General features: G+C 67.3%; 23 protein-coding genes and 1 tRNA gene. 23 read left to right on the top strand and 1 reads right to left on the bottom strand.

Going from position 1 to position 24,611, the window contains the following annotated elements:
* Positions 1 to 35 precede the first annotated feature (35 nt).
* The 21 genes from VLK31_RS01555 to VLK31_RS01455 all read left to right on the top strand — a co-directional run bounded on the left by VLK31_RS01555 (position 36) and on the right by VLK31_RS01455 (position 23,195).
* Entirely contained in the window at positions 36 to 1,532 is a 1,497-nt protein-coding gene (locus tag VLK31_RS01555) for an indolepyruvate oxidoreductase subunit beta family protein (protein WP_409166607.1), read from the top strand.
* A 13-nt stretch (positions 1,533 to 1,545) separates the two neighbouring features.
* A complete protein-coding gene (locus VLK31_RS01550; RefSeq protein WP_409166606.1) occupies positions 1,546 to 2,538 on the top strand; it encodes a PDR/VanB family oxidoreductase in 993 nt (330 codons plus the stop codon).
* Between the two features lie 21 nt (positions 2,539 to 2,559).
* Entirely contained in the window at positions 2,560 to 3,873 is a 1,314-nt protein-coding gene (locus VLK31_RS01545; RefSeq protein WP_409166605.1) for an aromatic ring-hydroxylating dioxygenase subunit alpha, read from the top strand.
* Positions 3,873 to 4,385, top strand: a complete 513-nt coding sequence (locus VLK31_RS01540) for an aromatic-ring-hydroxylating dioxygenase subunit beta (protein ID WP_409166604.1) — start codon at positions 3,873 to 3,875, stop codon at positions 4,383 to 4,385. Before VLK31_RS01545 ends, VLK31_RS01540 begins: the two co-directional genes overlap by 1 nt.
* Positions 4,386 to 4,392: 7 nt before the next feature.
* Positions 4,393 to 6,018: an AMP-binding protein gene (locus VLK31_RS01535; protein ID WP_409166603.1), complete on the top strand. Its 1,626-nt coding sequence runs from the start codon at positions 4,393 to 4,395 to the stop codon at positions 6,016 to 6,018.
* A 351-nt stretch (positions 6,019 to 6,369) separates the two neighbouring features.
* Entirely contained in the window at positions 6,370 to 7,548 is a 1,179-nt protein-coding gene (locus tag VLK31_RS01530; protein ID WP_409166602.1) for a thiolase family protein, read from the top strand.
* Complete coding sequence (locus tag VLK31_RS01525; protein ID WP_409166601.1) at positions 7,545 to 8,798, top strand: SDR family NAD(P)-dependent oxidoreductase; 1,254 nt, start codon at positions 7,545 to 7,547, stop codon at positions 8,796 to 8,798. Before VLK31_RS01530 ends, VLK31_RS01525 begins: the two co-directional genes overlap by 4 nt.
* Positions 8,799 to 8,814: 16 nt before the next feature.
* Positions 8,815 to 9,630, top strand: a complete 816-nt coding sequence (locus tag VLK31_RS01520; RefSeq protein ID WP_409166600.1) for a cyclase family protein — start codon at positions 8,815 to 8,817, stop codon at positions 9,628 to 9,630.
* The gene (locus VLK31_RS01515) at positions 9,627 to 10,361 is read left to right on the top strand and encodes an SDR family NAD(P)-dependent oxidoreductase (protein WP_409166599.1); all 735 of its coding nucleotides are present in this window, start codon (positions 9,627 to 9,629) and stop codon (positions 10,359 to 10,361) included. The genes VLK31_RS01520 and VLK31_RS01515 overlap by 4 nt, the downstream gene beginning before the upstream one ends.
* A 54-nt stretch (positions 10,362 to 10,415) precedes the next feature.
* Positions 10,416 to 11,582 carry an ABC transporter substrate-binding protein gene (locus VLK31_RS01510; protein ID WP_409166598.1) on the top strand — a complete coding sequence of 389 codons (1,167 nt, stop codon included), beginning with the start codon at positions 10,416 to 10,418 and terminating at the stop codon, positions 11,580 to 11,582.
* A 366-nt stretch (positions 11,583 to 11,948) separates the two neighbouring features.
* On the top strand, positions 11,949 to 13,094 hold the full coding sequence (locus VLK31_RS01505; RefSeq protein ID WP_409166597.1) for an ABC transporter substrate-binding protein: 1,146 nt from the start codon (positions 11,949 to 11,951) through the stop codon (positions 13,092 to 13,094).
* A gap of 40 nt (positions 13,095 to 13,134) precedes the next feature.
* Entirely contained in the window at positions 13,135 to 14,466 is a 1,332-nt protein-coding gene (locus VLK31_RS01500) for an aromatic ring-hydroxylating dioxygenase subunit alpha (RefSeq protein WP_409166596.1), read from the top strand.
* The gene (locus tag VLK31_RS01495; protein WP_409166595.1) at positions 14,463 to 14,927 is read left to right on the top strand and encodes an aromatic-ring-hydroxylating dioxygenase subunit beta; all 465 of its coding nucleotides are present in this window, start codon (positions 14,463 to 14,465) and stop codon (positions 14,925 to 14,927) included. The genes VLK31_RS01500 and VLK31_RS01495 overlap by 4 nt, the downstream gene beginning before the upstream one ends.
* Positions 14,928 to 14,967: 40 nt before the next feature.
* The gene (locus tag VLK31_RS01490; protein ID WP_409166594.1) at positions 14,968 to 16,131 is read left to right on the top strand and encodes an ABC transporter substrate-binding protein; all 1,164 of its coding nucleotides are present in this window, start codon (positions 14,968 to 14,970) and stop codon (positions 16,129 to 16,131) included.
* A gap of 34 nt (positions 16,132 to 16,165) precedes the next feature.
* Positions 16,166 to 17,221: a branched-chain amino acid ABC transporter permease gene (locus tag VLK31_RS01485; protein WP_409166593.1), complete on the top strand. Its 1,056-nt coding sequence runs from the start codon at positions 16,166 to 16,168 to the stop codon at positions 17,219 to 17,221.
* The gene (locus VLK31_RS01480) at positions 17,218 to 19,008 is read left to right on the top strand and encodes an ABC transporter permease subunit (protein ID WP_409166592.1); all 1,791 of its coding nucleotides are present in this window, start codon (positions 17,218 to 17,220) and stop codon (positions 19,006 to 19,008) included. The genes VLK31_RS01485 and VLK31_RS01480 overlap by 4 nt, the downstream gene beginning before the upstream one ends.
* Complete coding sequence (locus VLK31_RS01475) at positions 19,005 to 19,736, top strand: ABC transporter ATP-binding protein (RefSeq protein WP_409166591.1); 732 nt, start codon at positions 19,005 to 19,007, stop codon at positions 19,734 to 19,736. Before VLK31_RS01480 ends, VLK31_RS01475 begins: the two co-directional genes overlap by 4 nt.
* Complete coding sequence (locus VLK31_RS01470) at positions 19,726 to 21,327, top strand: ATP-dependent acyl-CoA ligase (RefSeq protein ID WP_409166590.1); 1,602 nt, start codon at positions 19,726 to 19,728, stop codon at positions 21,325 to 21,327. Before VLK31_RS01475 ends, VLK31_RS01470 begins: the two co-directional genes overlap by 11 nt.
* Before the next feature lie 100 nt (positions 21,328 to 21,427).
* Positions 21,428 to 22,204 (top strand): SDR family NAD(P)-dependent oxidoreductase, encoded by a 777-nt coding sequence (locus VLK31_RS01465; RefSeq protein WP_409166589.1) that lies wholly within the window; start codon positions 21,428 to 21,430, stop codon positions 22,202 to 22,204.
* Positions 22,201 to 22,731, top strand: coding sequence for a MarR family winged helix-turn-helix transcriptional regulator (locus VLK31_RS01460; RefSeq protein ID WP_409166588.1), 531 nt, complete (start codon positions 22,201 to 22,203; stop codon positions 22,729 to 22,731). Before VLK31_RS01465 ends, VLK31_RS01460 begins: the two co-directional genes overlap by 4 nt.
* A 2-nt stretch (positions 22,732 to 22,733) precedes the next feature.
* Positions 22,734 to 23,195, top strand: coding sequence for an acyl-CoA thioesterase (locus VLK31_RS01455; protein ID WP_409166587.1), 462 nt, complete (start codon positions 22,734 to 22,736; stop codon positions 23,193 to 23,195).
* 7 nt (positions 23,196 to 23,202) lie between these two features.
* Here VLK31_RS01455 and VLK31_RS01450 read toward each other — a convergent pair whose 3' ends face one another.
* Complete coding sequence (locus tag VLK31_RS01450; RefSeq protein ID WP_409166586.1) at positions 23,203 to 23,595, bottom strand: hypothetical protein; 393 nt, start codon at positions 23,593 to 23,595, stop codon at positions 23,203 to 23,205.
* 622 nt (positions 23,596 to 24,217) lie between these two features.
* Here VLK31_RS01450 and VLK31_RS01445 point away from each other — a divergent pair.
* Together VLK31_RS01445 and VLK31_RS01440 are read left to right on the top strand one after the other, a co-directional pair.
* Positions 24,218 to 24,294, top strand: a tRNA-Arg gene (locus VLK31_RS01445).
* Between the two features lie 51 nt (positions 24,295 to 24,345).
* Entirely contained in the window at positions 24,346 to 24,552 is a 207-nt protein-coding gene (locus VLK31_RS01440; RefSeq protein ID WP_409166585.1) for a short-chain dehydrogenase, read from the top strand.
* The last annotated feature ends 59 nt before the right edge of the window (positions 24,553 to 24,611 follow it).

The following is a 24,611-nucleotide window of genomic DNA, read 5'->3' as shown; positions in this document are numbered from 1 at the left end:
TGGCTACACGAAGTGAGCAAGACTGGGGGCGAGCCATGAGCCCCATCAAGATCGCGATCCTCGCCATGGGCGGGGAGGGCGGCGGCGTGCTGGCCGACTGGATCGTCGACATGGGCGAAGCCAGCGGCTATGTGGCCCAGACCACGTCGGTGCCGGGCGTGGCCCAGCGCACGGGCGCGACCATCTACTACGTCGAGCTCTATCCCCTGGCGCAGGCCGAGGCCGACAGCGGCCACCCGGTGCTGGCGCTGATGCCGCTGCCGGGCGATGTCGACGTGGTGCTTGCGTCGGAGCTCATGGAGGCAGGGCGCGCTGTGCAGCGCGGACTGGTCACGCGCGACCGCACCACACTTATCGCGTCCACGCACCGCGTGTTCTCCATCGCCGAAAAAAGCGCGCTGGGCGATGGGCGGGTAGACAGTGCGCAGTTGCTCGCGCACACCGCCAAGGCCGCCAAGCGCTTCATCCGCTTCGACATGGAAAAGGCCGCCGAGGCATCGGGCAGCGTGATCAGCGCGGTGCTGTTCGGTGCGCTCGCGGGCTCGGGCGTGCTGCCGTTCAGCCGTGCGCAGTTCGAGGCCACCGTCGAGCGCGGCGGCGTGGGCGTCAAGCCCAGCCTGAAGGCCTTTGGTGCTGCATTCACGCGCGCCCAGGCTGGCGACGACGGTGAGCCTGTGAAAGAAGCGCCGCTTGCCGTGCCAACGCCCCAGCCGCGTCACCCCGCCGTGCGCGCCCTGGTCGAACGCGTGCAGCGCGACTTTCCCCCGCAGGCGCAAGACTTTTTGCTGGAAGGCGTGCGCCGCCTCATCGACTACCAGCACGTGCCCTACGCCGGCCTGTACCTCGACCGCATGGCCACCGTAGCCGCACTGCCGGCCGATGGCGAGCACCTCCTGCTGCGCGAAACCGCGCGCCACCTCGCGCTGTGGATGTCCTACGAAGACACCGCCCGCGTGGCCGCGCTGAAGACCCGTGCCACCCGTTTCGAGCGCGTGCGCGGCGAGGCCCGCGTGCAGCCGGGCCAGGTGCTGGCCATCAACGAGTACATGCACCCGCGCCTGCAGGAAATCTGCGAGACCTTGCCCGGCGGCATCGGCCGCTGGCTCATGGGCTCCACGCTGCCGAAGAAGCTGGTGGAGCGCTTCACACAGCACGGCCGCGTGATCCAGACCAGCTCGCTGCGCGGCTACCTGCTGCTGCGCACCGTGGCGGCCATGAAGCGCTGGCGCTTGTCTACCGTGCGCTATGCCGACGAAAACCGCCGCATCGAAGAGTGGCTTCAGCGCATCGCCGCCACCGCGCAACGCAACCCGGCGCTGGCCGTCGAACTCGCGCAGTGCCAGCGACTGGTGAAAGGCTACAGCGACACGCACGAGCGCGGCCTGCGCAACTACGACACCGTGATGCGCGCCTTCGAGCGCGCCGGCACCGCCCTGGCGCCGGCCACCTTGCGCGAACTGCGCGACGCGGCGCTGGCCGACGAACACGGCCACAAGTTGCAAGCCGCGCTGGCGCAGCACGCACTGGCCTGAAGAGACCACCCAGATGACCGCACCCTCAGCCACCCTCTCATTGCGCGTTGTTGAAGCGCGCGAACTGAACCCGCTGATCCGCCTGCTGCGCCTGCGTGCCGACGACGGCGCCGCGCTGCCGGGCTTTGCGGCCGGCGCGCACATTCGCGTGCAGGTGTCGATGCCCGACGGCAAGACCGATTGGCGCCACTACTCGCTCATCAATTTCGCGATCGCGCGCAACGCCACCAACGCGCCCACCGAGTACACGATTGCCGTGCGCAAGGAGGCCGAAGGCCGCGGCGGCTCGCGCTTCATGCACGAGCAGTTGAAAGAGGGCGACATGCTCGCCATCGAGGCGCCCAAGAACGACTTCGCGCTGCACACCGGCCCTGGCGGCTCGGTAATGGTGGCCGGCGGCATCGGCGTGACGCCGCTCGCCACCATGGCCGCCCGCCGCCGCGCGGAAGGCGCGCCCGTGCGCATGCACTACGCCGGCCGCAGCCGAGAGCTGATGGCGTTCCTGCCTGAGCTGCAGACCCTGCTGGGCGACGACCTGCATGTGCATGCAGACGCCGAAGCCGGCGCGCCGCTGAACATCGACGCACTGCTCGACGACGTGCCCGCCGGCGATCGCCTCTACGTGTGCGGCCCCAAGGTGATGCTCGACGCCGTGCTGTCACGCACCGAGGCACGCGGCTGGGAACACGACCGCGTGCACTTCGAACTGTTCACCGAGGTGGTCGCCGAGGCGGGTGACCAGCCCTTCGAGATCGAGCTGGCCCAGTCCGGCCAGCGCTTCACCGTGGCGGCCGACCAGAGCATCCTCGACTGCCTCATCGACAACGGCTGCGACCCGATGTTCGACTGCAAGCGCGGCGAATGCGGCGTGTGCGCCGTGCCCGTGCTCGAAGGCGACATCGACCACCGCGACTACGTGCTGACCGCCCGCGAGAAGGCCGAGGGCAACGTCATGCAGATCTGCATCTCGCGCGCCAAGGGTGCGCGCCTGCTGCTCGACCTCTGAAGCCAGGAGCCAAGAAGAACCATGACCGCGTACAGAGACAACCCCGAAGCCATTCGCGCGCTGGTGCAGCCCGACCGCGTGCACCGCGACCTGTACACCAGCCAGGAGCTGTTCGAGCTGGAGCAGGAGCACTTCTTCGCCAACACCTGGAACTACGTCGGCCACGAGAGCCAGCTGCCCAAGCCCGGCGACTGGATCAGCAACGAGATTGCGGGGCGCCCGCTGATCATCGTGCGCCACAGCGACGGCAGCGTGCGCGCCATGATGAACCGCTGCGCCCACAAGGGCTCGCGGCTGGTCAACGGGCCGTGCGGCAACACTGGCAAATTCTTTCGCTGCCCGTACCACGCATGGACCTTCAAGACCGACGGCGCGCCGCTGGCGATTCCGCTGAAGACCGGCTACGAGCACACGCAGCTGCACGAATGCGAGTCGGGCAAGGGCCTTACCACCGTGAAGCATGTGCGCAGCCACCGCGGCTTCATCTTCGTGAAGATCAACGATGCCGGCCCCGACTTCGACGCGTACTTCGGCGACTCGCTGAGCTCCATCGACAACATGGCCGACCGCTCGCCGGAAGGAGAACTCGAAATTGCCGGCGGCTGCCTGCGCTTTGTGCACCAGTGCAACTGGAAGATGTTCGTGGAGAACCTCAACGACACCATGCACCCGATGGTGGCGCACGAGTCGTCGGCCGGCACCGCCAAGCGCATGTGGGCCGACCAGCCCGAAGACGCGCCCAAGCCCATGGCCGTGGAACAGTTCGTGCCCTTCATGTCCGACTACAAGTTCTTCGAGGACATGGGCATTCGCGCGTACGACAACGGCCACAGCTTCACCGGCGTGCACTTCAGCATCCACAGCAAGTACAAGGCAATTCCCGCATACGACGACGCCATGAAGGCGCGCTACGGCGAGGAGAAGACCGCCCAGATCCTGGGCATGGCGCGGCACAACACCGTGTACTACCCGAACCTGACGATCAAGGGCGCCATTCAGGCGATTCGCGTGGTCAAGCCCATCTCCGCCGACAAGACGCTGATCGAGAGCTGGACCTTCCGCCTGAAGGGCGCCCCGCCCGAGCTGCTGCAGCGCACCACCATGTACAACCGCCTGATCAATTCGCCGTTCTCGGTGGTGGGCCACGACGACCTGCAGGCCTACCGCGGCATGCAGGCCGGCCTGCACGCGAGCGGCAACGAATGGGTGAGCCTGCACCGCGACTACGACGCGTCGGAGCTGGGGGGCGGAGAAATCACCACCGGCGGCACCAACGAGCTGCCGATGCGCAACCAGTACCGCAGCTGGGTGCAGCGCATGACGGAGACGATGTGATGGCCGGCACCGACACCACCCTCCAGATCTCCCACCAGATCACCCACCAGGATTTGGTCGACTTCGTCGTGCACGAAGCGCACCTGCTCGACACGCGCCGCTACGAGGAGTGGAACGCGCTCTTCACCGACGACGCCTTCTACTGGATCCCGCTCGTGCCCGACCAGGAAGACGGCCTCAACCACACCTCGCACCTGTACGAAGACAAGCTGCTGCGCGACCTGCGCATCGAGCGCCTCAAGAGCCCGCGTGCCTTCTCGCAGCAACCGGCGAGCCGCTGCCATCACCTGCTGCAGCTGCCGGTGGTGGAGCAGTTCGACACCGTGGCCAACCACCATGTGGTGCGCACCGCGTTCCACTACACCGAGGCGCAGGGCGATGAGCTGCAGTTCTACGTCGGCACCTTCTTCCACCACCTCACGGTGCAGGGCGGCGCGCTGCGCATGACGCTCAAGCGCGTGAACCTGCTCAACTGCGACGCGGCCCTGCCGGCCGTGCAGCTCTTCATCTAGGGACGCGATGCAAGCCTCTACCGTCCACGACGTTTTTCAGGCCACCGCGGCGCGCACGCCGCAGGCCGAGTTTCTGTTCACCGAATCGGTGACGGCCGCTGCCTATGGCATCGATGCCGGCGCCATCCGTTGGGGCGAGGCGGCAGCGCAGATCGAGCGCCTGCGCACGGCCTATGCCGAGGCCGGCTACGGGCACGGCCACCGCATCGGCCTGCTGCTGGAGAACCGGCCGGCCTTCCTTTTCCATTGGCTCGCGCTGAACGCGCTGGGCGCCAGCGTGGTGCCCATCAATGCCGACATGCGCTCGGCCGAGTTGGTCTACCTGATCGGCCACAGCGAGATCGGCCTGGCCGTGACGCTGCCGAGCCGCGCGGCCGATCTGCAAACGGCGGCCGCGCAGGCCGGCGTGGCATTCGAGACCATGGGCCCCGACGACGCCGTGCCGCCAGCAAAAGCTGCCGCACCGCGCGCCCACGCACCCATCGGCACCGACACCGAATGCGGCCTGCTCTACACATCAGGCACCACGGGCCGGCCGAAGGGTTGCATCCTGAGCAATGCCTACTTTCTGCGCGCGGGCGAGTGGTACGCGGCGCTCGACGGCGTGTGCGGCATTCGCCCCGACGCCGAGCGCGTCATCACGCCGCTGCCGCTCAATCACATGAACGCGATGGCGTTCTCCACCATGGTGGTGCTGGTTGCGGGCGGTTGCCTGGTGCAGCTCGACCGCTTCCACCCGAAGAGCTGGTTGGCCAGCGCCAAGGAGAGCGGCGCGACCATCGCGCATTACCTGGGCGTGATGCCGGCCATGCTGCTGTCGGCACCCGCATCGCCGGCCGACCGCGACCATGCCATCCGCTGGGGCTTTGGCGCCGGCGTGGACCGCAAGAACCACGCGCCCTTCGAAGCGCGCTTCGGCTTCCCGCTGGTCGAGGCCTGGGCCATGACAGAGACCGGCGCGGCCGCCTGCATCATGGCCAACCGAGAGCCGCGACTGGTGGGCACCAGCTGCTTCGGGCGGCAGGAAGAGTTCGTCGAGATTCGCCTGGTGGACGACGCCGGCAACGACGCGGCCACCGACATGCCCGGTGAACTGCTCGTGCGCTCGTCGGGCCACGACCCGAAGGCCCACTTTTTCTCCGGCTACCTGAAGGACGAAGAAGCCACGCGCGAGGCCTGGGCCGAGGGCTGGTTCCACACCGGCGACCTGGTGCGCCGCGACAGCGAAGGCAACTTCTTCTTCGTCGACCGCAAGAAGAACGTCATTCGGCGCAGCGGCGAGAACATCTCCGCGGTGGAGGTCGAGAGCGTGCTCAACCAGCATCCGGCGGTGAAGGCATCGGCCGTGGCCGCCACCCCCGACGCGGTGCGCGGCGACGAGGTGCTGGCCTGCATCGTGATGCGTGAAGGCGCCGATGCCTCGCAGCCCGCGCAAACGGCCGCCAGCATCGTCGAGCATGCGCTCGCGCAGCTGGCGTACTACAAGGCGCCCGGGTACGTGGCCTTCGTCGATGCGCTGCCGCTCACACCGTCGCAGAAGATCCAGCGTGGTGAGCTGCGTACTTTGGCGCAGGCGCTGCCGGCGCAGCCGAACTGCATTGACACGCGGGCCATGAAGAAGCGGCAGGCTTAGGATGAAATCTTCGTCTTCTTCTTCGTCTTCTCCTGCATTCGACGGTCGCTGTTCAGGGCGCGAGCCCGCCGACGGCGTGCCTCTTTTCGCGAATGTCCCCCGGCCTGCGGCCTCCTCCTTTATTTCGCGAAAAGAGGCCCACCATCGACGGGCTCGTTGTCCAGAGTGGTCGTTGATCGGCGTTGCACCAGCAGCCTGCCCAAGTGCGCAGGACACCCGGTATCCCTTTCCGAGAAATAAAGGAGGAGGCCGCAAGGCCGGGGGACATTCGAGGAAAGGGATACCGGGTGTCCTGTGCACCCGCCCTGAACAAAAGCACCCGACAACGCAACCCGCGATGGAGTCCTCAAGATGGTGAATCTTCGACGCCGTCACTCCTACGAAGGCGTGGCCGTGGCCGTGCCCGTCACCGTGCCTTATCTGCGCTACTCGACGCGCACCGCGCACTGGTTCATCGGCCAGGCCCTGGAGGCGCTGGTGAAGGCAAGCGGCGTGCCCAAGGAACAGATCGACGGCCTGTGCCTCAGCAGCTTCTCGCTCGCGCCCGACACGGCCGTGGGCGTCACGCAGCACCTGGGCCTGTCGCCGCGCTGGCTCGACCATGTGCCCACGGGCGGTGCGTCCGGCGTGATGTGCCTGCGCCGTGCGGCGCGCGCGGTGCAGGCCGGCGATGCCGACATCGTGGCCTGCGTGGGGGCGGACACCAACCATGTCGACTCCTTCCGCCAGACGCTGGGCAGCTTCAGCAACTTCGCGCGCGACGCCAGCTACCCGTACGGCTCGGGCGGGCCCAACTCGATTTTCGCGTTCATCACCGCCAACTACATGCGCACCTACGGCGCGACGCGCGAAGACTTCGGCCGCATCTGCGTCGACCAGCGCACCAACGCGCTGGGCAACCCGAACGCGATGTTCAAGAAGGGCCTGACGCTCGACGAGTACATGGCCGCGCGCCCCATCTCCGACCCGATCCACCTGTTCGACTGCGTGATGCCCTGCGCCGGCGCCGACGCCTTCCTGGTGATGAGCGAAGAGCGCGCCCGCGACCTGGGCCTGGCGCACGTGGTGATTCGCGGCGCCATCGAGCGCCACAACGCCTATGCCGACGACCCGGTGATGGTGCAGGGCGGCTGGCGCCAGGACCGCGACGACCTCTACGCACAGGCCGGCGTGCAGCCCGCCGCGCTCGACTTCGTGCAGACCTATGACGACTACCCCGTCATCGTGATGATGCAGTTCGAAGACCTGGGCTTCTGCGAGAAGGGCGAGGCCTCGGCCTTCGTGCAGTCGCACACCATGACCTTCGACGGCAGCTTTCCGAACAACACCAGCGGCGGACAGTTGTCGGCCGGGCAGGCCGGCGCGGCCGGCGGCTTTCTGGGGATGGTCGAGGCAATTCGCCAACTGACGGATCAAGCCGGCAAGCGCACGGTGCCCGACGCCCAGTTGGGCCTTGTCGCCGGCTTCGGCATGGTGACCTACGACCGCTGCCTGTGCACAGGCGCCGTCATTCTTGGGAGGCCGGAATGACCATGCCCTTGATGCGCCCACCGCGCAAGAACCCGGTGCTGCGCACCCGGCAGATGAACCTGCCGCCCGGCGCGCGCGGCCGCGTGGCGCTCAACCTCACAGCCGCTGCCGCGGAAGGCCGCTTCGAGCTGCAGACCTGCGAAGACTGCGGCACGGTGCAGTACCCGCCGCGCGAGGTGTGCCACAAGTGCCTGTCCGCCGCGTTGCGCTGGCGCGAACAGAGCGGCGAGGGCGCGCTGCTCGGCAGCACCACGCTGCATCACAGCAACGACCTGTTCTTCAAGGAGCGGCTGCCTTGGCGGCTGGGTTTGGTGCACCTGGACGCAGGCCCCACGCTGATGGTCCATCTGCACGGCGAAGTCGGCGAAGCGCCCGCACGCGTCCTTGTCGGCGCCCGGCTCGACCGCGCGGGCCAGGCCGTTCTCATTGGTTTTCCGAATGAAGGGAGTGCCCATATGGCCGACGACAAGATGCTGCGTGAAATGACCAGCGACCCCAAGTTCCGCAAGGCGCTGGTGACCGACGGCAAGACCGAGACCGGTCAGGCCATCGTGCGTGCGCTGGTGAAGGCCGGTGCCGACATCGTCTGGGTCGGCCATGCCGAACCCTGGAAGAAGATGGGCAGCGGGCTCGACGACATCTCCGCGCTGCCGCAGGTCACGCTGGTGCCGCTGGACCTGACCAACGGCCGCCAGGTGACAGAGCTGGCGGGCTCCATCGGCGGCAAGGTCGACATCGTGATCAACAACGCCGAGGTGCACCGCACCTTCGGCATTGGCGCGCGACGCGGCACCGACGTGGCCAAGGCCGAGATGGACATCAACTACTTCGGCCTGCTGCGCCTGGCGCAGGAGTTCGGCCCCGCGCTCAAGGGCCGCTCGGCCGACGGCGAAACCGGCGCGACCGCATGGGTCAACCTGCTGTCGATCTACGCGCTCAGCAACTTTCCGCCGCACGGCACCTTCAGCGCGTCGAAGGCGGCGGCGCATTCGCTTGCGCAGTGCCTGCGTGCAGAAATGCGGCCGGCCGGCATCCGCGTGATCAATGTGTTCCCCGGCCCCATCGACGACGAATGGAACCAGCACACGCCGCCCCCCAAGCTGGCACCCACCGCGCTGGCCAACGCCATCGTGAAGGCGCTGCGCGACGGCGTGGAAGACGTGTACCCCGGCGACGTGGCGCAGGAGTGGCTGGAGCGCTGGCGCGACAACCCGAAGGTGCTGGAGCGCGAACTGGCCGCGGGCGGTTGAGAACAGGAGCCACACGATGACGACAAACACCACCGAACTGATGTCCGCCGCCGAAATTCTCGGCGGTCTGGTGACGGCCATGGCCACTGGCCGCATCCGCGTGATCGACCTCACGCAGACGCTGACTCCCGAGTTCCCGCAGATTGCGCTGCCGCCCGAGATGGGCCAGTGCTGGCCCTTCCGCATCGAAGAAGTGTCGAAGTACGACGAGCGCGGCCCCGGCTGGTACTGGAACAACTTCTCCTGCGGCGAGCACACGGGCACGCACTTCGACGCACCGATCCACTGGATCTCCGGCCGTGACCTGCCGAACAACTCGGTCGACACGATTCCCGTGCAGCACTTCGTGGCACCGGCCTGCGTGATCGATTGTTCGGCCGATGTGCAGGGCAACGACGACTACCTGCTGAGCGTGGCCGACATCGAACGCTACGAAGCCGCGCATGGTCGCATCCCGAAGGGCGCATGGGTGCTGATGCGCACCGACTGGTCCAAGCGCAGCGACCCCGAGGCGTATCAGAACTTCGACGAGACCGGGCAGCACACGCCGGGGCCGAGCACGGAGGCTGTGCGCTTTCTGGTGGAGCAGCGCGATGTGCTGGGCTTCGGCTCCGAGGCCATCGGCACCGATGCGGGGCAGGGCTATCACCTGCGGCCGCCGTATCCGTGCCACTACTACATGCATGGGGCGGGGCGCTATGGGCTGCAGTGTTTGAGCAACCTCGATCTGCTGCCGCCCGCGGGCGCGGTGCTGATCTGCCCGCCGCTGAAGATCGAAAAGGGCAGTGGGAGCCCGCTGCGCGTGCTGGCGTTGGTGGGAGCGTCGGCATGAGCGGGACCGCCCCCAAGGTCGCCGCCGTCACCGGCGGCAGTGCCGGCATCGGCAAGGCCATCTGCGAAGACCTGCTCGCGCAGGGCTACGAGGTGGTGTCGCTCGCGCGCCGCAAGGCCGAAATCGACCATCCCAAGCTGCACAGCATCGAAGTCGACCTGAGCGACCGTGCCGCGACCGGCCAGGCCGTGCAGGAGCTGGTGCAGCGCTTCGCGCCCACCACCGTCGTGCACAACGCCGGCGTGATCCGCGCCGCGCTGCTGCCCGACGTGAAGCTCGACGACCTCGACGCGCTGGTCGACCTGCACCTGGGCTGCGCCATTCAGCTCGTGCAGGGTGCGCTGCCCGCCATGCGTGCGCAGCGCTTCGGCCGCGTGGTGCTGTTGTCTTCTCGCGCTGCGCTGGGCCTGGCCACGCGCACCAGCTATTCGGCCACCAAGGCCGGCATGCTGGGCATGGCGCGCACCTGGGCGCTGGAGCTCGCGGCCGACGGCATCACGGTGAACGTGGTCGCACCCGGCCCCATTCGCACCGACATGTTCTACGACGTGGTCGAGGCCGGCAGCGAAAAGGAGCGCGCGCTTGCCGCTTCGGTGCCCGTCAAGCGCCTGGGTGAATCGGCCGATGTGGCACGCGCCGTGCGGTTCTTTGCCGATGCCGACAACAGCTTCGTCACCGGCCAGGTGCTCTATGTGTGCGGCGGCACCAGCGTCGGCAGCCTGGCCCTCTGAATTCGTTTTTTCGCTTTCCCACGTTCGTTAAAAAACCACCTCTGGAGCATCGACATGAAAGTCCTGAACCGAATTCGCACCCTTACCGCCATTGCCGCGGGCCTTGGTGCGCTGAGCGCCGCGAGCGCGTGGACCGCCGACCTGAAGGTCGGTTTCATCACGTCGATGTCGGGCCCCGTGTCCTCGCTCGGCATCCCTTACGACAAGGGCATGAAGGCCGCGCTGGCGTACAAGTCGGAGGTGGGTGGGCGCAAGGTGCAGGTGATTCAGCTCGACGATGCGTCAGACCCGTCCACGGCCGCGCGCAATGCGCGCAAGCTGATCGAGGAAGACAAGGTCGACGTCATCATCGGCACCGCGGGCGCCCCCGGCTCATTGGCCATTGCGGGCGTGGCGCGTGAAACGAAGACACCGCTGATCTCCATCGCCAACGCCGACCTGGCGGGCGAGGAGGGCGCATGGATGGTGACCTTGCCGCAGCCAGCGCCGCTGATGATGGGCGCGATGGTCGAGAAGATGAAGCAGGCCGGCGTGAAGACGGTGGCCTACATCGGCTACTCCGACGCCTGGGGTGACCTGGTGTACGACGCGCTCATGAAGTCGGCGCCCACGGCCGGCATCAAGGTGGTGTCGAACGAGCGTTATGCGCGCAGCGATTCTTCGGTGGCGGGGCAGGTGCTGAAGATCGTCGCGTTGAAGCCCGACGCGGTCATCACGGGTGCCTCTGGCACGCCCGGCGCGCTGCCGTACCTGGCGCTGACGGAGCGTGGCTACAAGGGAAAGATCTACGGCATGCATTCGCTGATCAACCCGGACTTCATCCGCGTGGGCGGCGCGTCGGTCGAAGGTCTGTTGGCGCCCACGGGGCCGGTGGTGGTGGCGGAGCAGTTGCCTGACACCAACCCGATGAAGAAGATCTCGATGGACTTCCGTGCGGCCTACCAGAAGGCCAACGGTGCGGCGCCTACGGACACGTTTTCGGCTTACAGCTTCGATGCGTGGTTGATCTACCTTGACGCGGCGCAGCGTGCGTTGGCCACCAAGACCGAGCCTGGCACGCCGCAGTTCCGTCTGGCCCTTCGCGATGCCATCGTCACCACCAAGGAGTTGGTCGGCACCCACTCGGTCTACAACTTCAAGCCGACGGACCGATACGGTTCGGACGACCGTTCGCGGGTTGTCGTGAAGCTCGAAAAGGGGCAGTGGAAGTTGGTGCCCTGAGATGACTCGCTGTTCGGTTTTGTTGTCAGTCGAAACGCATTCGGGGCGCGCTCACGAGGGCGGGGTGCCTTGCTCCGCGAATGTCCCCCGGCCTGCGGCCTCCTCCTTTATTTCGCTGCGCAAGGCACCCCACCCTCCTGAGCGTTATTCGGAACAGTCGTTGATCGGCGGAACACCAGCAGCGTGCCCAGGTGCACAGGGCGTCGGGTACTCCCCGCAGCGAAATAAAGGAGGAGCGAAGCGGGGGACATTCGCGGAGGGGAGTACCCGGCGGCCTGTGCACACGCCCTGAACAACGAAGCCCAGAACAACAGCGCCTCAAACAAACAGCCTTCGATCAACAGCTCTTATCACCGGAAACCTGAGATGAACAACAAGCTCACCCACCTACTCGGCGCAACAGCAATGGCGTTGACAGCGGCACAGGCCATGGCGGCCGACCTGAAGATCGGCTTCATCAGCTCACTCTCGGGCCCCGTCGCCGCGCTCGGGATTCCGTATGAAAAAGGCATTCGTGCCGCTATTGCCGAACACCCGGAAATTGCAGGACGAAAGGTGCAGCTGATCGTGCTCGACGACGCCTCCGACCCCACCACTGCCGCACGCAATGCACGCAAGCTGGTGACCGAAGACAAGGTCGACGTGCTCATCGGCACCTCTGGCGTTCCTGGTGCGATGGCCATCGCCGCCGTGGCCAGGGAACTCAACACACCACTCATCTCGCCCACCCCCGTCACCATCGCCGGCCCCGAAGGCGCATGGACCGTCACCGTGTCGCAGCCGTTTCCGCTCATGGTCGCCGGCGTGGTCGATCGCATGAAGAAGTCGGGCGTGAAGACCGTGGCCTTCATCGGCTTCTCCGACGCACTCGGTGACCTGGCCTACGACTCGCTCGTGAAGAGCGCCGACGCCGCCGGCATCAAGGTGGTGTCGAACGAACGCTATGCGCGCAGCGATTCGTCGGTGGCCGGACAGGTGCTGAAGATCGTTGCGACACGGCCCGACGCCGTGTTTGCCGGCAACTCGGGCACGCCCGGCGCGCTGCCCTACCTGGCACTGGCAGAGCGCGGCTACAAGGGAAAAATCTACGGCACGCACGGGCTCATCAACGCCGACTTCGTGCGCGTGGGCGGCGCCTCCATCGAAGGCCTGCAGGTGCCCAGCGGCCCCGTGCTGGTGGCCGACCAGCTGCCCGACAGCAACCCGATCAAGAAGGTGTCGATGGGGTTCAGAAGCGCGTACCAGAAGGTCAACGGCGCGGTGCCGACCGATGCCTTCTCTTCGTACACCTACGACGCCTACCTGCTGCTGGCCGATGCCGCCTCGCGCACCAAGGGCGAGCCGGGCACGCCGCAGTACCGCACGGCGCTGCGCGACGCCATCGTGAGCACCAAGGAGCTGGTGGGCACGCACGGCGTGTACACCTTCAAGCCCGACGACCGCTACGGCTCCGACCAGCGCGGCGTGGTCATCGTGCAGATGACCAAGGGCCAGTGGAAGCTGGTTCCCTAGGCCGCCGCCCAGCGACCCAGGCACCACCGAGCCCATCTCCATGACGACCTACCGAAACCGCCCCGATCTGGTCGCGGCGCTGGTCCGCGACGACCGGGTGCACCGCGACCTGTACCTCAGCGAAGAGCTTTTTGCGCTGGAGCAGGAGAACCTGTTCACCAACACCTGGGTCTTTCTGGGCCACGCCAGTCAGGTGCCCGAGCCCGGCGACTTCGTGACGCAAGACATCGCGGGGCGCCCGCTGCTCATGGTGCGCCAGCCCGACGGCGACGTGCATGTGCTCTACAACCGCTGCGCCCACAAGGGCACGCAGCTGGTCACGGACGAAAGCGGCAACACCGGGCGCTTCTTTCGCTGCCCGTACCACGCCTGGACCTACAAGCTCGACGGCGCGCCGCTGGGGCTGCCGCTGAAGAACGGCTACGAGGGCACGCAACTGAAGGCCTGCGAGTCAGGGCAGGGGCTGTCGGTGGTGAAGCACGTGAAGGTGTACCGCGACTTCGTGTTCGTGCGGTTGTCCGACACGGGCCCTTCGTTCGAAGACTATTTCGGCGAGGTGCTCGGCGCCATCGACAACATGGTCGACCGCTCGCCCGAAGGCAAGCTCAGCGTGGGTGGCGGCGTGCTGCGCAGCATCGTGCACTGCAACTGGAAGATGTACCTGGAGAACATCAACGACACGGTGCACCCGATGTCGACGCACGAGTCGGCGACCAAGGCGGCGGAGGCGCTGTGGGAAGGCCACGCACCCACCGACCCCAAGCCGATGGCGATGGAGCAGATCCTGCCCTTCGGCTCGGGCTACGAATTCTTCGACAAGATGGGCGGGCGCGTGTTCGCCAACGGCCACAGCGTGCTGGGGGTGAACTTCAGCATCCACTCCAACTACGCGCAGTTGCCCGAGTACGAGGCCGCGATGCGCGCCGCGCACGGCGAGGCACGTGCCAGCGAGATATTGCAGCGCTCGCCGCAGAACTCGGTGTTCTACCCGAGCCTGTCGGTCAAGGGCTCGCCGCAAGCCATTCGCGTGATTCGCCCGCTGGCGGCCAACCGCACGCTGATCGAGGCCTGGAGCTTTCGCGCGGCCGGTGCACCCGCGCTGCTGTTCGAGCGCGCCATGAGCTACAACCGCCTCGTGTTTTCGCCCATGTCGGTGGTGGCGCACGACGACGTGCACCTGTTCGAAAGCATCCAGCAGGGCTTGCGCGCCGGCGGCAACGAATGGATCAGCCTGCACCGCAACCACGACCCGGCCGAAACGCAGCAGGCCACGGTGACCACCAACGGCACCAACGAGCTGCTGATGCGCAACCAGTTTCGCGCCTGGGCCCGCTCGATGACCGCGGGCATGGCCACGGAGGCCGCGCCATGATGGACCCACGCGACCTGATCGCCCTTGAGGCAGAGTTGATCGACGCCAAGCGCTTCGACGAATGGCTTGCGCTGTTCGCCGAAGACGGCCACTACTGGGTGCCGCTGCTCGGCGCGGCGCAGGCCGACCCGTTCTCGCACAACTCGCTGGCCTACGAAGACCGGCTGCTGCTGCAGCTGCGCGTGGAGCGGTTGAAGAACCCGCGCGCCCATTCGCAGCACCCGCCCAGCCACAGCCAGCACGTGCTGCAGCCGTCGCGCATCGAGCAACAGAGCGACGACGAAGCGCGCCTGCGCACGCCGTTCCTGTATGTCGAGGCGCGCGGGCAAGACCATGTGCTGCTCAGCGGCACGGCCCACCACCACCTGGTTCGCACGCCCGACGGCTGGCGCATTCGCGAGAAGCGCATCGACCTGCTCGATGCCGCGCGCGCCTTGCCGGCCATTCAGTTGTTCATCTGAGTTACCCGTTCATTCCCACCATCCCCACCGGAGCTACGACATGAAGAGCCTGATGCAGACCTTGACACGCGGCACACTCGCCGCGGCGCTGACCGCCTGCGGCGTTGCCAGCGCATTCGCGGCCGACCTGAAGGTCGGCCTCAGCGTGTCGCTGTCGGGGCCCAACTCCTCGCTGGGCGTGCCTTACGCCAAGGGCATGCAGGCCGCGCTGGCCTACAAGCCCGAGGTGAACGGGCGCAAGGTGCAGCTCATCGTGCTGGACGACGGCTCCGACCCGACCACGGCCGGGCGCAACGCGCGCAAGCTGATCGAGGAAGAAAAGGTCGATGTGCTCATGGGCACTTCGGGCGTGCCCGCCGCCATTGCGATGGCGCAGGTCGGCAAGGAGGCGAAGACGCCGATGATCGGCCTCACGCCGATCCTGCTCGACCCGGCCGACAACCCGTGGGTGATGACCGTCGCGCAGCCGACCCAGTTGATGATCGACGCGGTGGTGGAGCGCATGAAGCGCAACAACGTGAAGACGGTGGGCTACATCGGCTTCACCGACGCCTGGGGCGACCTGGTGTACGACGCGCTCATGAAGGCCGCGCCGGGCGCCGGCATCAAGGTGGTGAGCAACGAGCGCTATGCGCGCGCCGATGCGTCGGTCACGGGCCAGGTGCTGAAGATCGTCGCGCTGCGGCCCGACGCGGTGATGACCGGCGGCGCCGGCACGCCGGGCGCGCTGCCGTTTCTGGCGCTGCAGGAGCGCGGCTTCAAGGGCGGCGTGTACGGCCAGCACGGGCTGATCAACCCCGACTTCGTGCGCGTGGTGGGGGCGGCCGGCCAGAACGCGCTGATGCCCACGGGCCCGGTGATCGTGGCCGAGCAACTGCCCGACAGCTACCCGACCAAGAAGATCGCGACCGAGTTCCGCGCCGTGTTCCAGAAGGTCAACAACGCGCCGACCAGCGACGCTTTTTCTGCCTATTCGTTCGACGGCTGGCTGGTGTTCGTCGATGCCGCCTCGCGCGCCATGAAGAAGGCCGAGCCGGGCACGCCTGAATTTCGCGTGGCGCTGCGCGATGCCATCTTCAGCACCAAGGAAGTGGTGGGCACGCACGGTGTGTACACCTTCAAGCCGGGCAGCCTGTACGGCGTGGACGAACGCGCCCGCGTGATCGTCAAGCTCGACAACGGCCAATGGAAGCTCGCACCTTGAACCGCACGCCTTTTCCTTGCCGGAGGGCCGCGCAATGACATGGGACGTGGCACTCATTCTTCTCACCGACGGCCTGGCCAACGGTGCCGTCTATCTGCTGGCCGGCCTGGGGCTGGTGCTGATCTTTTCGGTCACGCGGGTGGTGTTCGTGCCCTTCGGCGACATCGCGGCCTTTGCGGCTCTGTCGCTGGCGGCCTTCGAAACCGGCCACGTGCCGGCGACCATCGGCATGGTGGCCGTGCTGGCCGCGCTGGCGCTGGCCACCGAGGTCGGCAGCCTGCTGCGGCGCGGCGAGACCGCGCGCATTCCCAAGGCGGTGCTGATGTGGGGCGTGCTGCCCGCCATTCCGTGCCTGCTGGCATGGCTTGCCGCGCGGCCCGGCGTGCCGGTGGCGGTGCACATTGCGGTGGCCGTGCTGCTGGTGGTGCCCATTGCGCCGCTGCTTGCGCGGGTGGTATTTCAGCCGATCGCGGATGCGTCGGTGCTGGTGCTGCTGATCGTGTCGCTGGCGCTGCACTTTTTGCTGTCGGGCCTGGGCCTGCTGTTCTTCGGGCCTGAAGGCTCGCGCACCACGCCGCTGACCAGCGCGGTGTTCACGCTGGGCGAAAGCTTCACCGTCAGCGGCCAGGTGGTGCTGATGGTGGGGGCGGCCATTGTGCTGAGCGGGCTGTTCTTTCTGGTGTTCGAGCGCACGGTGGCCGGGAAGGCGCTGCGCGCCACGGCAGTGAACCGCGTGGGCGCGCGGCTGGTGGGCATCCGGCCGGTGCGCACCGCGCTGCTGGCGTACGGTTGCGCGTCGCTGCTGGCGGGGCTCATCGGCGTGCTCATCGCGCCGGTGACGACCATGTACTACGACTCGGGTTTCATCATCGGCCTGAAGGCCTTCGTGGCCGCGATCATCGGCGGGCTGGTGAGCTACCCGATGACGGCCGTGGGCGCGCTCGCGGTCGGCGTGGTGGAGAGCTTTGCCTCGTTCTGGAGCGGCGCGCTGAAAGACGTGATCGTGTTCAGCCTGCTGATTCCGGTGCTGATGCTGCGCTCCTTCATGGCGGTGCACGCCGAAGACGAAGAAGACGAGGTGGACCAATGAACGCCGACAACAAGAAGCGCATGGCGTGGATCGCCGGCATCGTCGTGGTGCTGGCGTTGGTGCCGGCCGTGGCGGGGAGCTTCACAGTTTCGCTGCTGAACGACATCGGCATTGGCGCGCTGGTGGCGCTGGGCCTGGTGCTGTTGACCGGCGTGGGTGGCGCCACCTCCTTCGGGCAGGCTGCGTTCGTGGGCATCGCGGCCTACGCCACGGCCTGGCTCACGACCACGCAGGGCATGTCGCCGTGGATCGGGCTGCTGTTCGCGCTGCTGCTCACGGGCCTGTCGGCGCTGGCCATCGGCATGCTCACGCTGCGGCTCGGCGGGCACTTCTTGCCGCTGAGCACCATCGCGTGGGGGCTGTCGATTGCCATGCTGTTCGGCAATGTCGATGCACTGGGCCGGCACACGGGGCTGTCGAACATTCCGGCGCTGCAGGTCGCGGGCTGGTCGCTGGCCGAGCCGCGCGCGATGTACTACCTGATCTGGGTGATGGTCGGCCTGGCTTGCCTGTTCAGCCACAACCTGCTGCAGTCGCGGCCAGGGCGGGCCATTCGCGGACTGCGCGGCGGCGCCACGCTGCTGGCCAGCGTGGGGGCGGATGCGTACCGGGTGCGGCTCTCGCTGTTCGTGACGGCCGCGCTGTTCGCGGGGCTGGCGGGTTGGCTCTACGCGCACATGAACCGCTTTGTGAGCCCGTCGCCCTTCGACGTGCGCGCCAGCATCGAGTACCTGCTGATGGCCGTGGCCGGCGGGCTGGGGCAACTGGCGGGTGCGCTGGTGGGCGCGGCGCTGGTGCTGGTGTTGAAGAACGGCCTGCAGGACGTGCTGCCGCTGCTCACGCAGCGAGCCGGCCAACTGGAGGCGGTCGCCTTTGCCGCGCTGTTCATCCTGCTGCTGCACTTTGCACGTGGCGGCGTGATGGGGCTGCTGCGCCGCTGGACGCACCGGCGTGGCGCTTCGCAAGGGCCGTCGCGCCACGAGGCGGCACCGGTCGAGCCGCTGGCCAGTCGCACGCTGCCTGCACGCGGTTCACCGGTGCTGTCGGTCAACGGCGTGGTCAAGCGCTTTGGCGGGCTGGTGGCGGTGAACGATGTGAGCTTCGACGTGAAGGCCGGAGAGATCGTCGGGCTGATCGGGCCGAACGGCGCGGGCAAGTCGACCATGTTCAACCTGCTGACCTGCACGCTGCCCATGAGCGCGGGCCAGGTGCGCTTTCTGGACCACGACATCGCCGGCCTGCCGCAGCGGCAGGTGGCGCGGCTGGGCCTGGCGCGCACCTTCCAGCATGTGAAGCTGAGGCCGCGCATGAGCCTGCTCGACAACGTGGCGCTGGGCGCGCACTCGCGCACGCGCTCGGGCATTCTGAAGGCGGGCCTGCGGCTGGACCGCGCGGAAGAAAGCCAGATTCTTCAGGAGGCGCAGCGCCAACTCGACCGCATCGGCCTGGGCGAGCGCGCGCACGAGCTGGCGGGCAGCCTGCCGCTCGGCACGCAGCGCATTCTGGAAATTGCGCGCGCATTGGCCGCCGACCCGGTGCTGCTGGTGCTGGACGAGCCCGCCGCCGGCCTGCGCCGCAAGGAAAAGATGGCGCTCGGCGACCTGCTGCGCAAGCTGCGCGACGACGGCGTGACCATTCTCATCGTCGAACACGACATGGACTTCGTGATGAAACTGGTGGACCGGCTGGTGGTGATGAACTTCGGCTCCAAGCTCGTGGAGGGCGTGCCGTCGGCGGTGCGCGCCGACGAGCGTGTGCAGGCGGCTTACCTGGGGAGCGTTGTATGACTGCCATGCTTGAGATTGGCGACCTGCATGTGTCTTACGGGCAGGTGGAGGCGGTGCGTGGTGTGTCGCTCGACCTGCAGCACGGGCAGATCATTTCGGTGATCGGCCCCAACGGCGCGGGCAAGACCACGCTGCTGGCCGCGGCGATGGGGCTGTTGCCATGCAAGGGCACGCTGCGCTTCGAGGGCGAAGACCTGCAGGGGTTGGACGTGGAGGCGCGCGTGGAGCGCGGCCTGTGCCTCGTGCCCGAGAAGCGCGAGTTGTTCGGCGAGCTCACCGTGCTCGACAACCTGCAGCTGGGCGCCTCTGCCAAGCGGCTGCGCGGCGATGCAATGAGGAAGCGGTTGCAGTCGGTGTACGACCGCTTTCCGCGGCTGGCCGAGCGCCGGTCGCAGCGCGCCGACACGCTCTCCGGCGGCGAGCGGCAGATGCTGGCCGTGGGGCGCGCGCTGATGTCCGCGCCGCGCCTGCTGATGCTCGACGAGCCCAGCCTGGGCCTGGCGCCGCTGATCGTGCGCGACATTCTGACCATCGTGCGCAAGCTGCGCGAAGACGGCGTGTCGATCCTGTTGGTGGAGCAGAACGCGCGCGCCGCGCTCGAGAGCTCCGACCAGGGCTATGTGCTGGAGACCGGCGAAATTGCGCTGTCGGGCGCGTCGGCCGAACTGGCGAGCGACCCGCGTGTGCAGGCAACCTACCTGGGCGGAGGCACGCACGATGACGAGTGACGCGCGCGCCGTGCCGCCCGCGCAGCGCACGCTGCCGGCCATGCTGCAGCGCCAGGCCGAGCGCTTCGGGCCGCGCGCGCTGCTGAAGATTGCGGGGCGTGCATGGACGCACCGTGACGCGGCCCAAGCCGCGGCCTTGCGCGCGGGGGCCCTGGCGGCCGCGGGCGTGGTGCGTGGGGACCGCATCGCGGTGATGTGCGGCAACCGCATCGAGTTTGTCGAAAGCTTTCTGGGCGCCGGCTGGCTGGGGGCGGCCAGCGTGCCGATCAACTCGGCATCGATGGGGCCGCAGATCGAATACTTTCTGGCGGACAGCGAAGCGAAGCTGCTGGTGATCGAGGCGGGCTTTCTGGCACGGCTTGCCACGGCGGACCTGTCGCGCACCGCACTGCGCGAGATATGGGTGGTGGGGGAGGCCGACGCACAGACGGATGTGGCGGCATGGCGCGCACCTGCCAGCGTGCGCGTGGTGGCCTATCCGGATGCATGCGACCCCGTCGCCCCGGCGCCGGTTCAGCCCGGCGACCCGCTGGCGATCCTTTACACCTCGGGCACCACAGGCCCCGCGAAGGGCGTGGTCTGCCCGCATGCGCAGTATTTCTGGTGGGGCGTGAACAGCGCCGAGGTGCTGGGCGTGAACGCCGACGACGTGCTGTGCACGACGCTGCCGCTGTTCCACATCAACGCGCTCAACACCTTCGCGCAGGCTGCGCTGACGGGTGCCGAAGTGGTGTTCGAGCCGCGCTTTTCGGCATCGGGCTTCTGGCCGGCAATGCGTGCGAGCGGTGCCACGGTGGTCTACCTGCTGGGCGCGATGGTGCCGATACTGCTGGCGCAACCGGAGGGGCCCGGCGAGCGCGCGCACCGCGTGCGCCTGGGGCTGGGGCCGGGCGTGCCTTCGGCCGCGGGTGCCGCGTTCAAGGCGCGCACGGGCGTGTCGCTGCTCGAGGGCTACGGCTCGACCGAAACCAACTTCGCCATTGCCACCGCGCCGGACTCGCCGCGCGGCGGCGTCATGGGCTGGCTGCGGCCGGGCTTTCAGGCGCGCGTGGCCGATGACGACGACGTGGCCCTGCCACCCGGCGAGGCCGGCGAACTTCTGCTGCGCGCGGACGAGCCGCATGCCTTTGCGAGCGGCTACTTCAACATGCCGGCCAAGACGGTCGAGGCCTGGCGCAATCTGTGGTTCCACACCGGCGACCGCGTGGTGCAGGACGCCGACGGCGCGTTTCGTTTCGTCGACCGCATCAAGGACGCGATTCGCCGGCGCGGCGAGAACATCTCGTCGTTCGAAGTCGAGCAGGTGCTGCTGAGCCACCCGGGAGTGGCTTCTTGCGCGGTGTACCCGGTGCGCTCCGAGCTGGCCGAGGACGAGGTGATGGCCGCGCTGGTCGCTCGCGAAGGCGCCGTTGTCGACCCGGTCGAGCTGGTGCGCTTTTGCGAGAGCCGCCTGCCGTACTTTGCCGTGCCGCGCTACATCGACATGCTGGCCGACCTGCCGCGCACGGAGAACGGAAAGGTGCAGAAGTTCAAGCTGCGCGAGCGCGGCGTGGGGCCCAGGACGTGGGACGGTCGGCCCGCGCGGGCCTGACGGGCCTGATTCAGGTGGCCCCTGCAACGGGCGTTTCATGCGGTGACAACGGGTGCACGAAGCCTGCCGCTAAAATGATTCACAACTAAAACATTCAGTTATGCAATCAAATTCACTGACTGGCCGCCATGTACTCGTTACCGGCGCGGCGCGCGGCATTGGCGCGGAAATCGCGCGCACCCTGGCCGCGGAGGGTGCGTGTCTCACCCTCCTGGGCCGCGACCGTGAGGCGCTGCAGCGGGTTGCCGACACGCTCTTCGGCAGCGGGCACGGCGTTGTTGCCGCCGACGTGGCCAACCCCGAAGCGGTGCAAGCGGCCTTCGCCGAGGCCCGCGCCGCGCGCGGCCCGGTGGCGGTGCTGATCAACAACGCCGGCGCGGCCGAGAGCGCGCCCTTTCTCAAGACCTCGTTCGAGCTGTGGCAGCGCATGCTGTCGGTCAACCTCACGGGCAGCTTTTTGTGCGCCCAGGCCGCGCTGCCCGACATGCTGGACACCGGCTGGGGGCGCATCGTCAACATCGCCAGCACGGCGGGGCAGAAGGGCTATGCCTACGTGGCGGCCTACACCGCGGCCAAGCACGGCGTGATCGGGCTCACGCGTTCGCTGGCGCTGGAAGTGGCACGCAAGGGCATCACGGTGAACGCCGTGTGCCCGGGCTACACCGACACCGACATCCTGCGCAACAGCGTGGCCAACGTGGTCGGCAAGACCGGGCGCAGCGAGGCCGATGCGCTGGCGGAGTTCTCCAGCGTCAACCCGCAAAAGCGCATCGTGCAGCCCACGGAGGTGGCCGATACCGTGCGCTGGCTGTGCGGTGAAGGGGCTGCATCGGTCACCGGCCAGTCGATCTCGGTGTCCGGCGGAGAAGTGACATGACGCGCGACGACGCCTCGCATGCCGCGCTGAGCGACGCCGAAGAACTGGGGCACGAAGCCCGCGCGGGTCATGAAGACCACGCCATGCTCAAGCTGTGGCTGCGCATGCTGGCCAGCACCACGCAGATCGAGGCCGAAATACGCCGTCGGCTGCGCGAGCGCTTCGGCATCTCGCTCGCGCGCTTCGACTACATGGCACAGCTGCATCGCTACAAGGACGGCCTGAAGATGCGCGTGCTCTCGCGCTACCTGATGGTGACCGGCGGCAATGTCACCGGCCTCACGGACGAGCTGGAGCGCGAAGGCATGGTGGCGCGCGCGCCCAGCCCCGAAGACCGCCGCGCGTGGATCGTGAGCCTCACGCCCGCGGGGCGCCGCGCCTTCGAGACGATGGCGAGCGAGCACGAGCAATGGATCCTGGAGATGTTCTCGGGGCTCGACATGAAAACGGTGAAGCAGTTGCACACGCAACTGGGCCTGCTGCGCGTGCACGTGATGCGCGGCGAGCCTTCGGGCGAAGAGGGCTGACGATGAGCGAGCCTACGCACATCGACCTGCTGGCCGAGAGCAACGAATTTCGCCGGCCTCGGCTGATTCGCTTCTCCGATTGCGATCCGGCGGGCATCGTCTTCTATCCGCAGTACTTCGTGATGCTCAACGGTCTGGTCGAAGACTGGGTGAACGAAGGTCTGGGGCTCAGCTACCACGGGCTGGTGGCGCAGCGGCGCATCGGCTTGCCGACCGTGAAGCTGGAGGCCGACTTTCGCGCGGTGAGCCGTATGGGCGACCAGGTGATGCTGGGGCTCACGGTGGAGCGGCTGGGGTCACGCTCGATGGCCTTGCTGGTGCGTTGCTTCGACGCGGCCGCCGGCGAGTTGCGCATGCAGGTGAAGCAGGTGCTGGTGACCACGTCGCTTGAAACCCACCGCGCGGTCGAGATTCCGCCAGACATGCGCGCGGCCATTGTGCGCAACGCGCCCACGTTGGGCTGACGTTCATTCAGGATGCAGGCGCGCTGCCTTCCGCATCCTGCGCGCGCTTCTTCAGCCAGCCACTGAGTTCCTTCTTGCCTTTGGCATTGGCCGAACGCCATGCCTCGCGCGCCGCCGCAATGAAGCGCTCTTCCGCCGCATCGGGCACTTCTGAAGGGCGGTCTTCCTTGTCGAGCCAGGCCGGCTCGACGCCGCAGTGCCGCTCGATTTGCCGTGCCAGGTTGTCGCCGATGGGCCGGGCGCTTTTGATCTGGCTCCACATGCTCGGGGAGATTTCGATCTTCTTGGCAAAGGCCTGGTCCAGCCCCTTGGCTGGCAGGCCGGCGGCGACGGCCTCTTCGAGAAAGCGGCGGTGCAACGTGAGGGCATTGCGGCGGCGCGCGACGGTGATATTGGGCACTGTTCAAAAACAACAACGAGACAAGAAAAGATTGTCCCGCTTGTTGACTGCCCCGTAAACACTATTTACAGTCGCCTTCCATCGCGGCACAAGCCGCATTGTTTTCCCCACCCGTTAAAGCCGACAGCCGCAATTTCTTGACTCAGGAACCATCGTGAACACCGCACTCAACTTCGCCAGCATTCGACCCGCCTCGGGCCGATCGCGCGTGCGTGTTGGGGCGTGCGATGGTTTCGGCGGCATGCCGTCGGCTCGACTGAATCAGCACCAGCATCGCGCGTATTCCACGACAGCCGCAGCCAGCTTGCGCATTGGAAAACTCGAGGATCAGGTGCTACCGGGTGGAGGTTGCGCATAGGCGCATACCTTCCAAGCTCTCTCATGCAGAGGCCCGGACACCGAAAGGTTCCGGGCCTTTTTGTTTTGTTCTTTCAGCCACCGTGTATTGCCATTTCGGGTGTGCCTTCACCACACCGCCAGACACCACCGCGTAGACGGTCTGGCGGGATGTGCAGGAACTGATCTCTCCTGTGCAGCGACGTCTTACGGGACAGCGCCCAGCGTGCTGTCCGTCGCGTGAGGACACAACCGAAATGGAAAAGCAGGACACCGTTTTTTCAGACCCGCGTTAGCTCAATGGATCAGAGCACTTGCCTACGAAGCAAGGGGTTGCACGTTCGAGTCGTGCACGTGGGGCCATTTTTTGTTTGCTGTCACACCACCACAACCATCCAACAAGGAGAACCCACCATGCGCAAGCACAACACCCCGATCCGGATGATCACCGTGCGCCCGGCACAGCCACGCAAGCGCCTGGTGTTTGCGCTGGCCTGGCGCTTCGGCATTGCGACAGATGCGCAGCGCGGGGCCGATGGCCCGTCGGTATTGCCAAGCCATGAACTGCACATCGAAGGCCTCGATCTCGACCAGCGTGTGCGCGCATCGGGTGAGTGGTAGGCCGGACCAATCCCTTGTCTTCACTTCAACTGCTTCAACCCTTACCCCCATCGCCGCGA

Source organism: Variovorax sp. H27-G14 (genome assembly GCF_046156345.1).
GTDB lineage: Bacteria > Pseudomonadota > Gammaproteobacteria > Burkholderiales > Burkholderiaceae_C > Variovorax.
This window is presented reverse-complemented; position numbering and strand designations above follow the sequence as displayed.

What these genes read in the sequence shown, in the direction of transcription:
- VLK31_RS01545 (WP_409166605.1), top strand. Translation starts at nt 2,560, where the DNA reads ATGACCGCGTACAGAGACAACCCCGAAGCCATTCGCGCGCTGGTGCAG.
- VLK31_RS01470 (WP_409166590.1), top strand. Translation starts at nt 19,726, where the DNA reads ATGACGAGTGACGCGCGCGCCGTGCCGCCCGCGCAGCGCACGCTGCCG.
- VLK31_RS01465 (WP_409166589.1), top strand. Translation starts at nt 21,428, where the DNA reads ATGCAATCAAATTCACTGACTGGCCGCCATGTACTCGTTACCGGCGCG.
- VLK31_RS01480 (WP_409166592.1), top strand. Translation starts at nt 17,218, where the DNA reads ATGAACGCCGACAACAAGAAGCGCATGGCGTGGATCGCCGGCATCGTC.
- VLK31_RS01500 (WP_409166596.1), top strand. Translation starts at nt 13,135, where the DNA reads ATGACGACCTACCGAAACCGCCCCGATCTGGTCGCGGCGCTGGTCCGC.
- VLK31_RS01555 (WP_409166607.1), top strand. Translation starts at nt 36, where the DNA reads ATGAGCCCCATCAAGATCGCGATCCTCGCCATGGGCGGGGAGGGCGGC.
- VLK31_RS01540 (WP_409166604.1), top strand. Translation starts at nt 3,873, where the DNA reads ATGGCCGGCACCGACACCACCCTCCAGATCTCCCACCAGATCACCCAC.
- VLK31_RS01550 (WP_409166606.1), top strand. Translation starts at nt 1,546, where the DNA reads ATGACCGCACCCTCAGCCACCCTCTCATTGCGCGTTGTTGAAGCGCGC.
- VLK31_RS01495 (WP_409166595.1), top strand. Translation starts at nt 14,463, where the DNA reads ATGATGGACCCACGCGACCTGATCGCCCTTGAGGCAGAGTTGATCGAC.
- VLK31_RS01485 (WP_409166593.1), top strand. Translation starts at nt 16,166, where the DNA reads ATGACATGGGACGTGGCACTCATTCTTCTCACCGACGGCCTGGCCAAC.
- VLK31_RS01535 (WP_409166603.1), top strand. Translation starts at nt 4,393, where the DNA reads ATGCAAGCCTCTACCGTCCACGACGTTTTTCAGGCCACCGCGGCGCGC.
- VLK31_RS01505 (WP_409166597.1), top strand. Translation starts at nt 11,949, where the DNA reads ATGAACAACAAGCTCACCCACCTACTCGGCGCAACAGCAATGGCGTTG.
- VLK31_RS01520 (WP_409166600.1), top strand. Translation starts at nt 8,815, where the DNA reads ATGACGACAAACACCACCGAACTGATGTCCGCCGCCGAAATTCTCGGC.
- VLK31_RS01440 (WP_409166585.1), top strand. Translation starts at nt 24,346, where the DNA reads ATGCGCAAGCACAACACCCCGATCCGGATGATCACCGTGCGCCCGGCA.
- VLK31_RS01475 (WP_409166591.1), top strand. Translation starts at nt 19,005, where the DNA reads ATGACTGCCATGCTTGAGATTGGCGACCTGCATGTGTCTTACGGGCAG.
- VLK31_RS01455 (WP_409166587.1), top strand. Translation starts at nt 22,734, where the DNA reads ATGAGCGAGCCTACGCACATCGACCTGCTGGCCGAGAGCAACGAATTT.
- VLK31_RS01530 (WP_409166602.1), top strand. Translation starts at nt 6,370, where the DNA reads ATGGTGAATCTTCGACGCCGTCACTCCTACGAAGGCGTGGCCGTGGCC.
- VLK31_RS01525 (WP_409166601.1), top strand. Translation starts at nt 7,545, where the DNA reads ATGACCATGCCCTTGATGCGCCCACCGCGCAAGAACCCGGTGCTGCGC.
- VLK31_RS01490 (WP_409166594.1), top strand. Translation starts at nt 14,968, where the DNA reads ATGAAGAGCCTGATGCAGACCTTGACACGCGGCACACTCGCCGCGGCG.
- VLK31_RS01515 (WP_409166599.1), top strand. Translation starts at nt 9,627, where the DNA reads ATGAGCGGGACCGCCCCCAAGGTCGCCGCCGTCACCGGCGGCAGTGCC.
- VLK31_RS01460 (WP_409166588.1), top strand. Translation starts at nt 22,201, where the DNA reads ATGACGCGCGACGACGCCTCGCATGCCGCGCTGAGCGACGCCGAAGAA.
- VLK31_RS01510 (WP_409166598.1), top strand. Translation starts at nt 10,416, where the DNA reads ATGAAAGTCCTGAACCGAATTCGCACCCTTACCGCCATTGCCGCGGGC.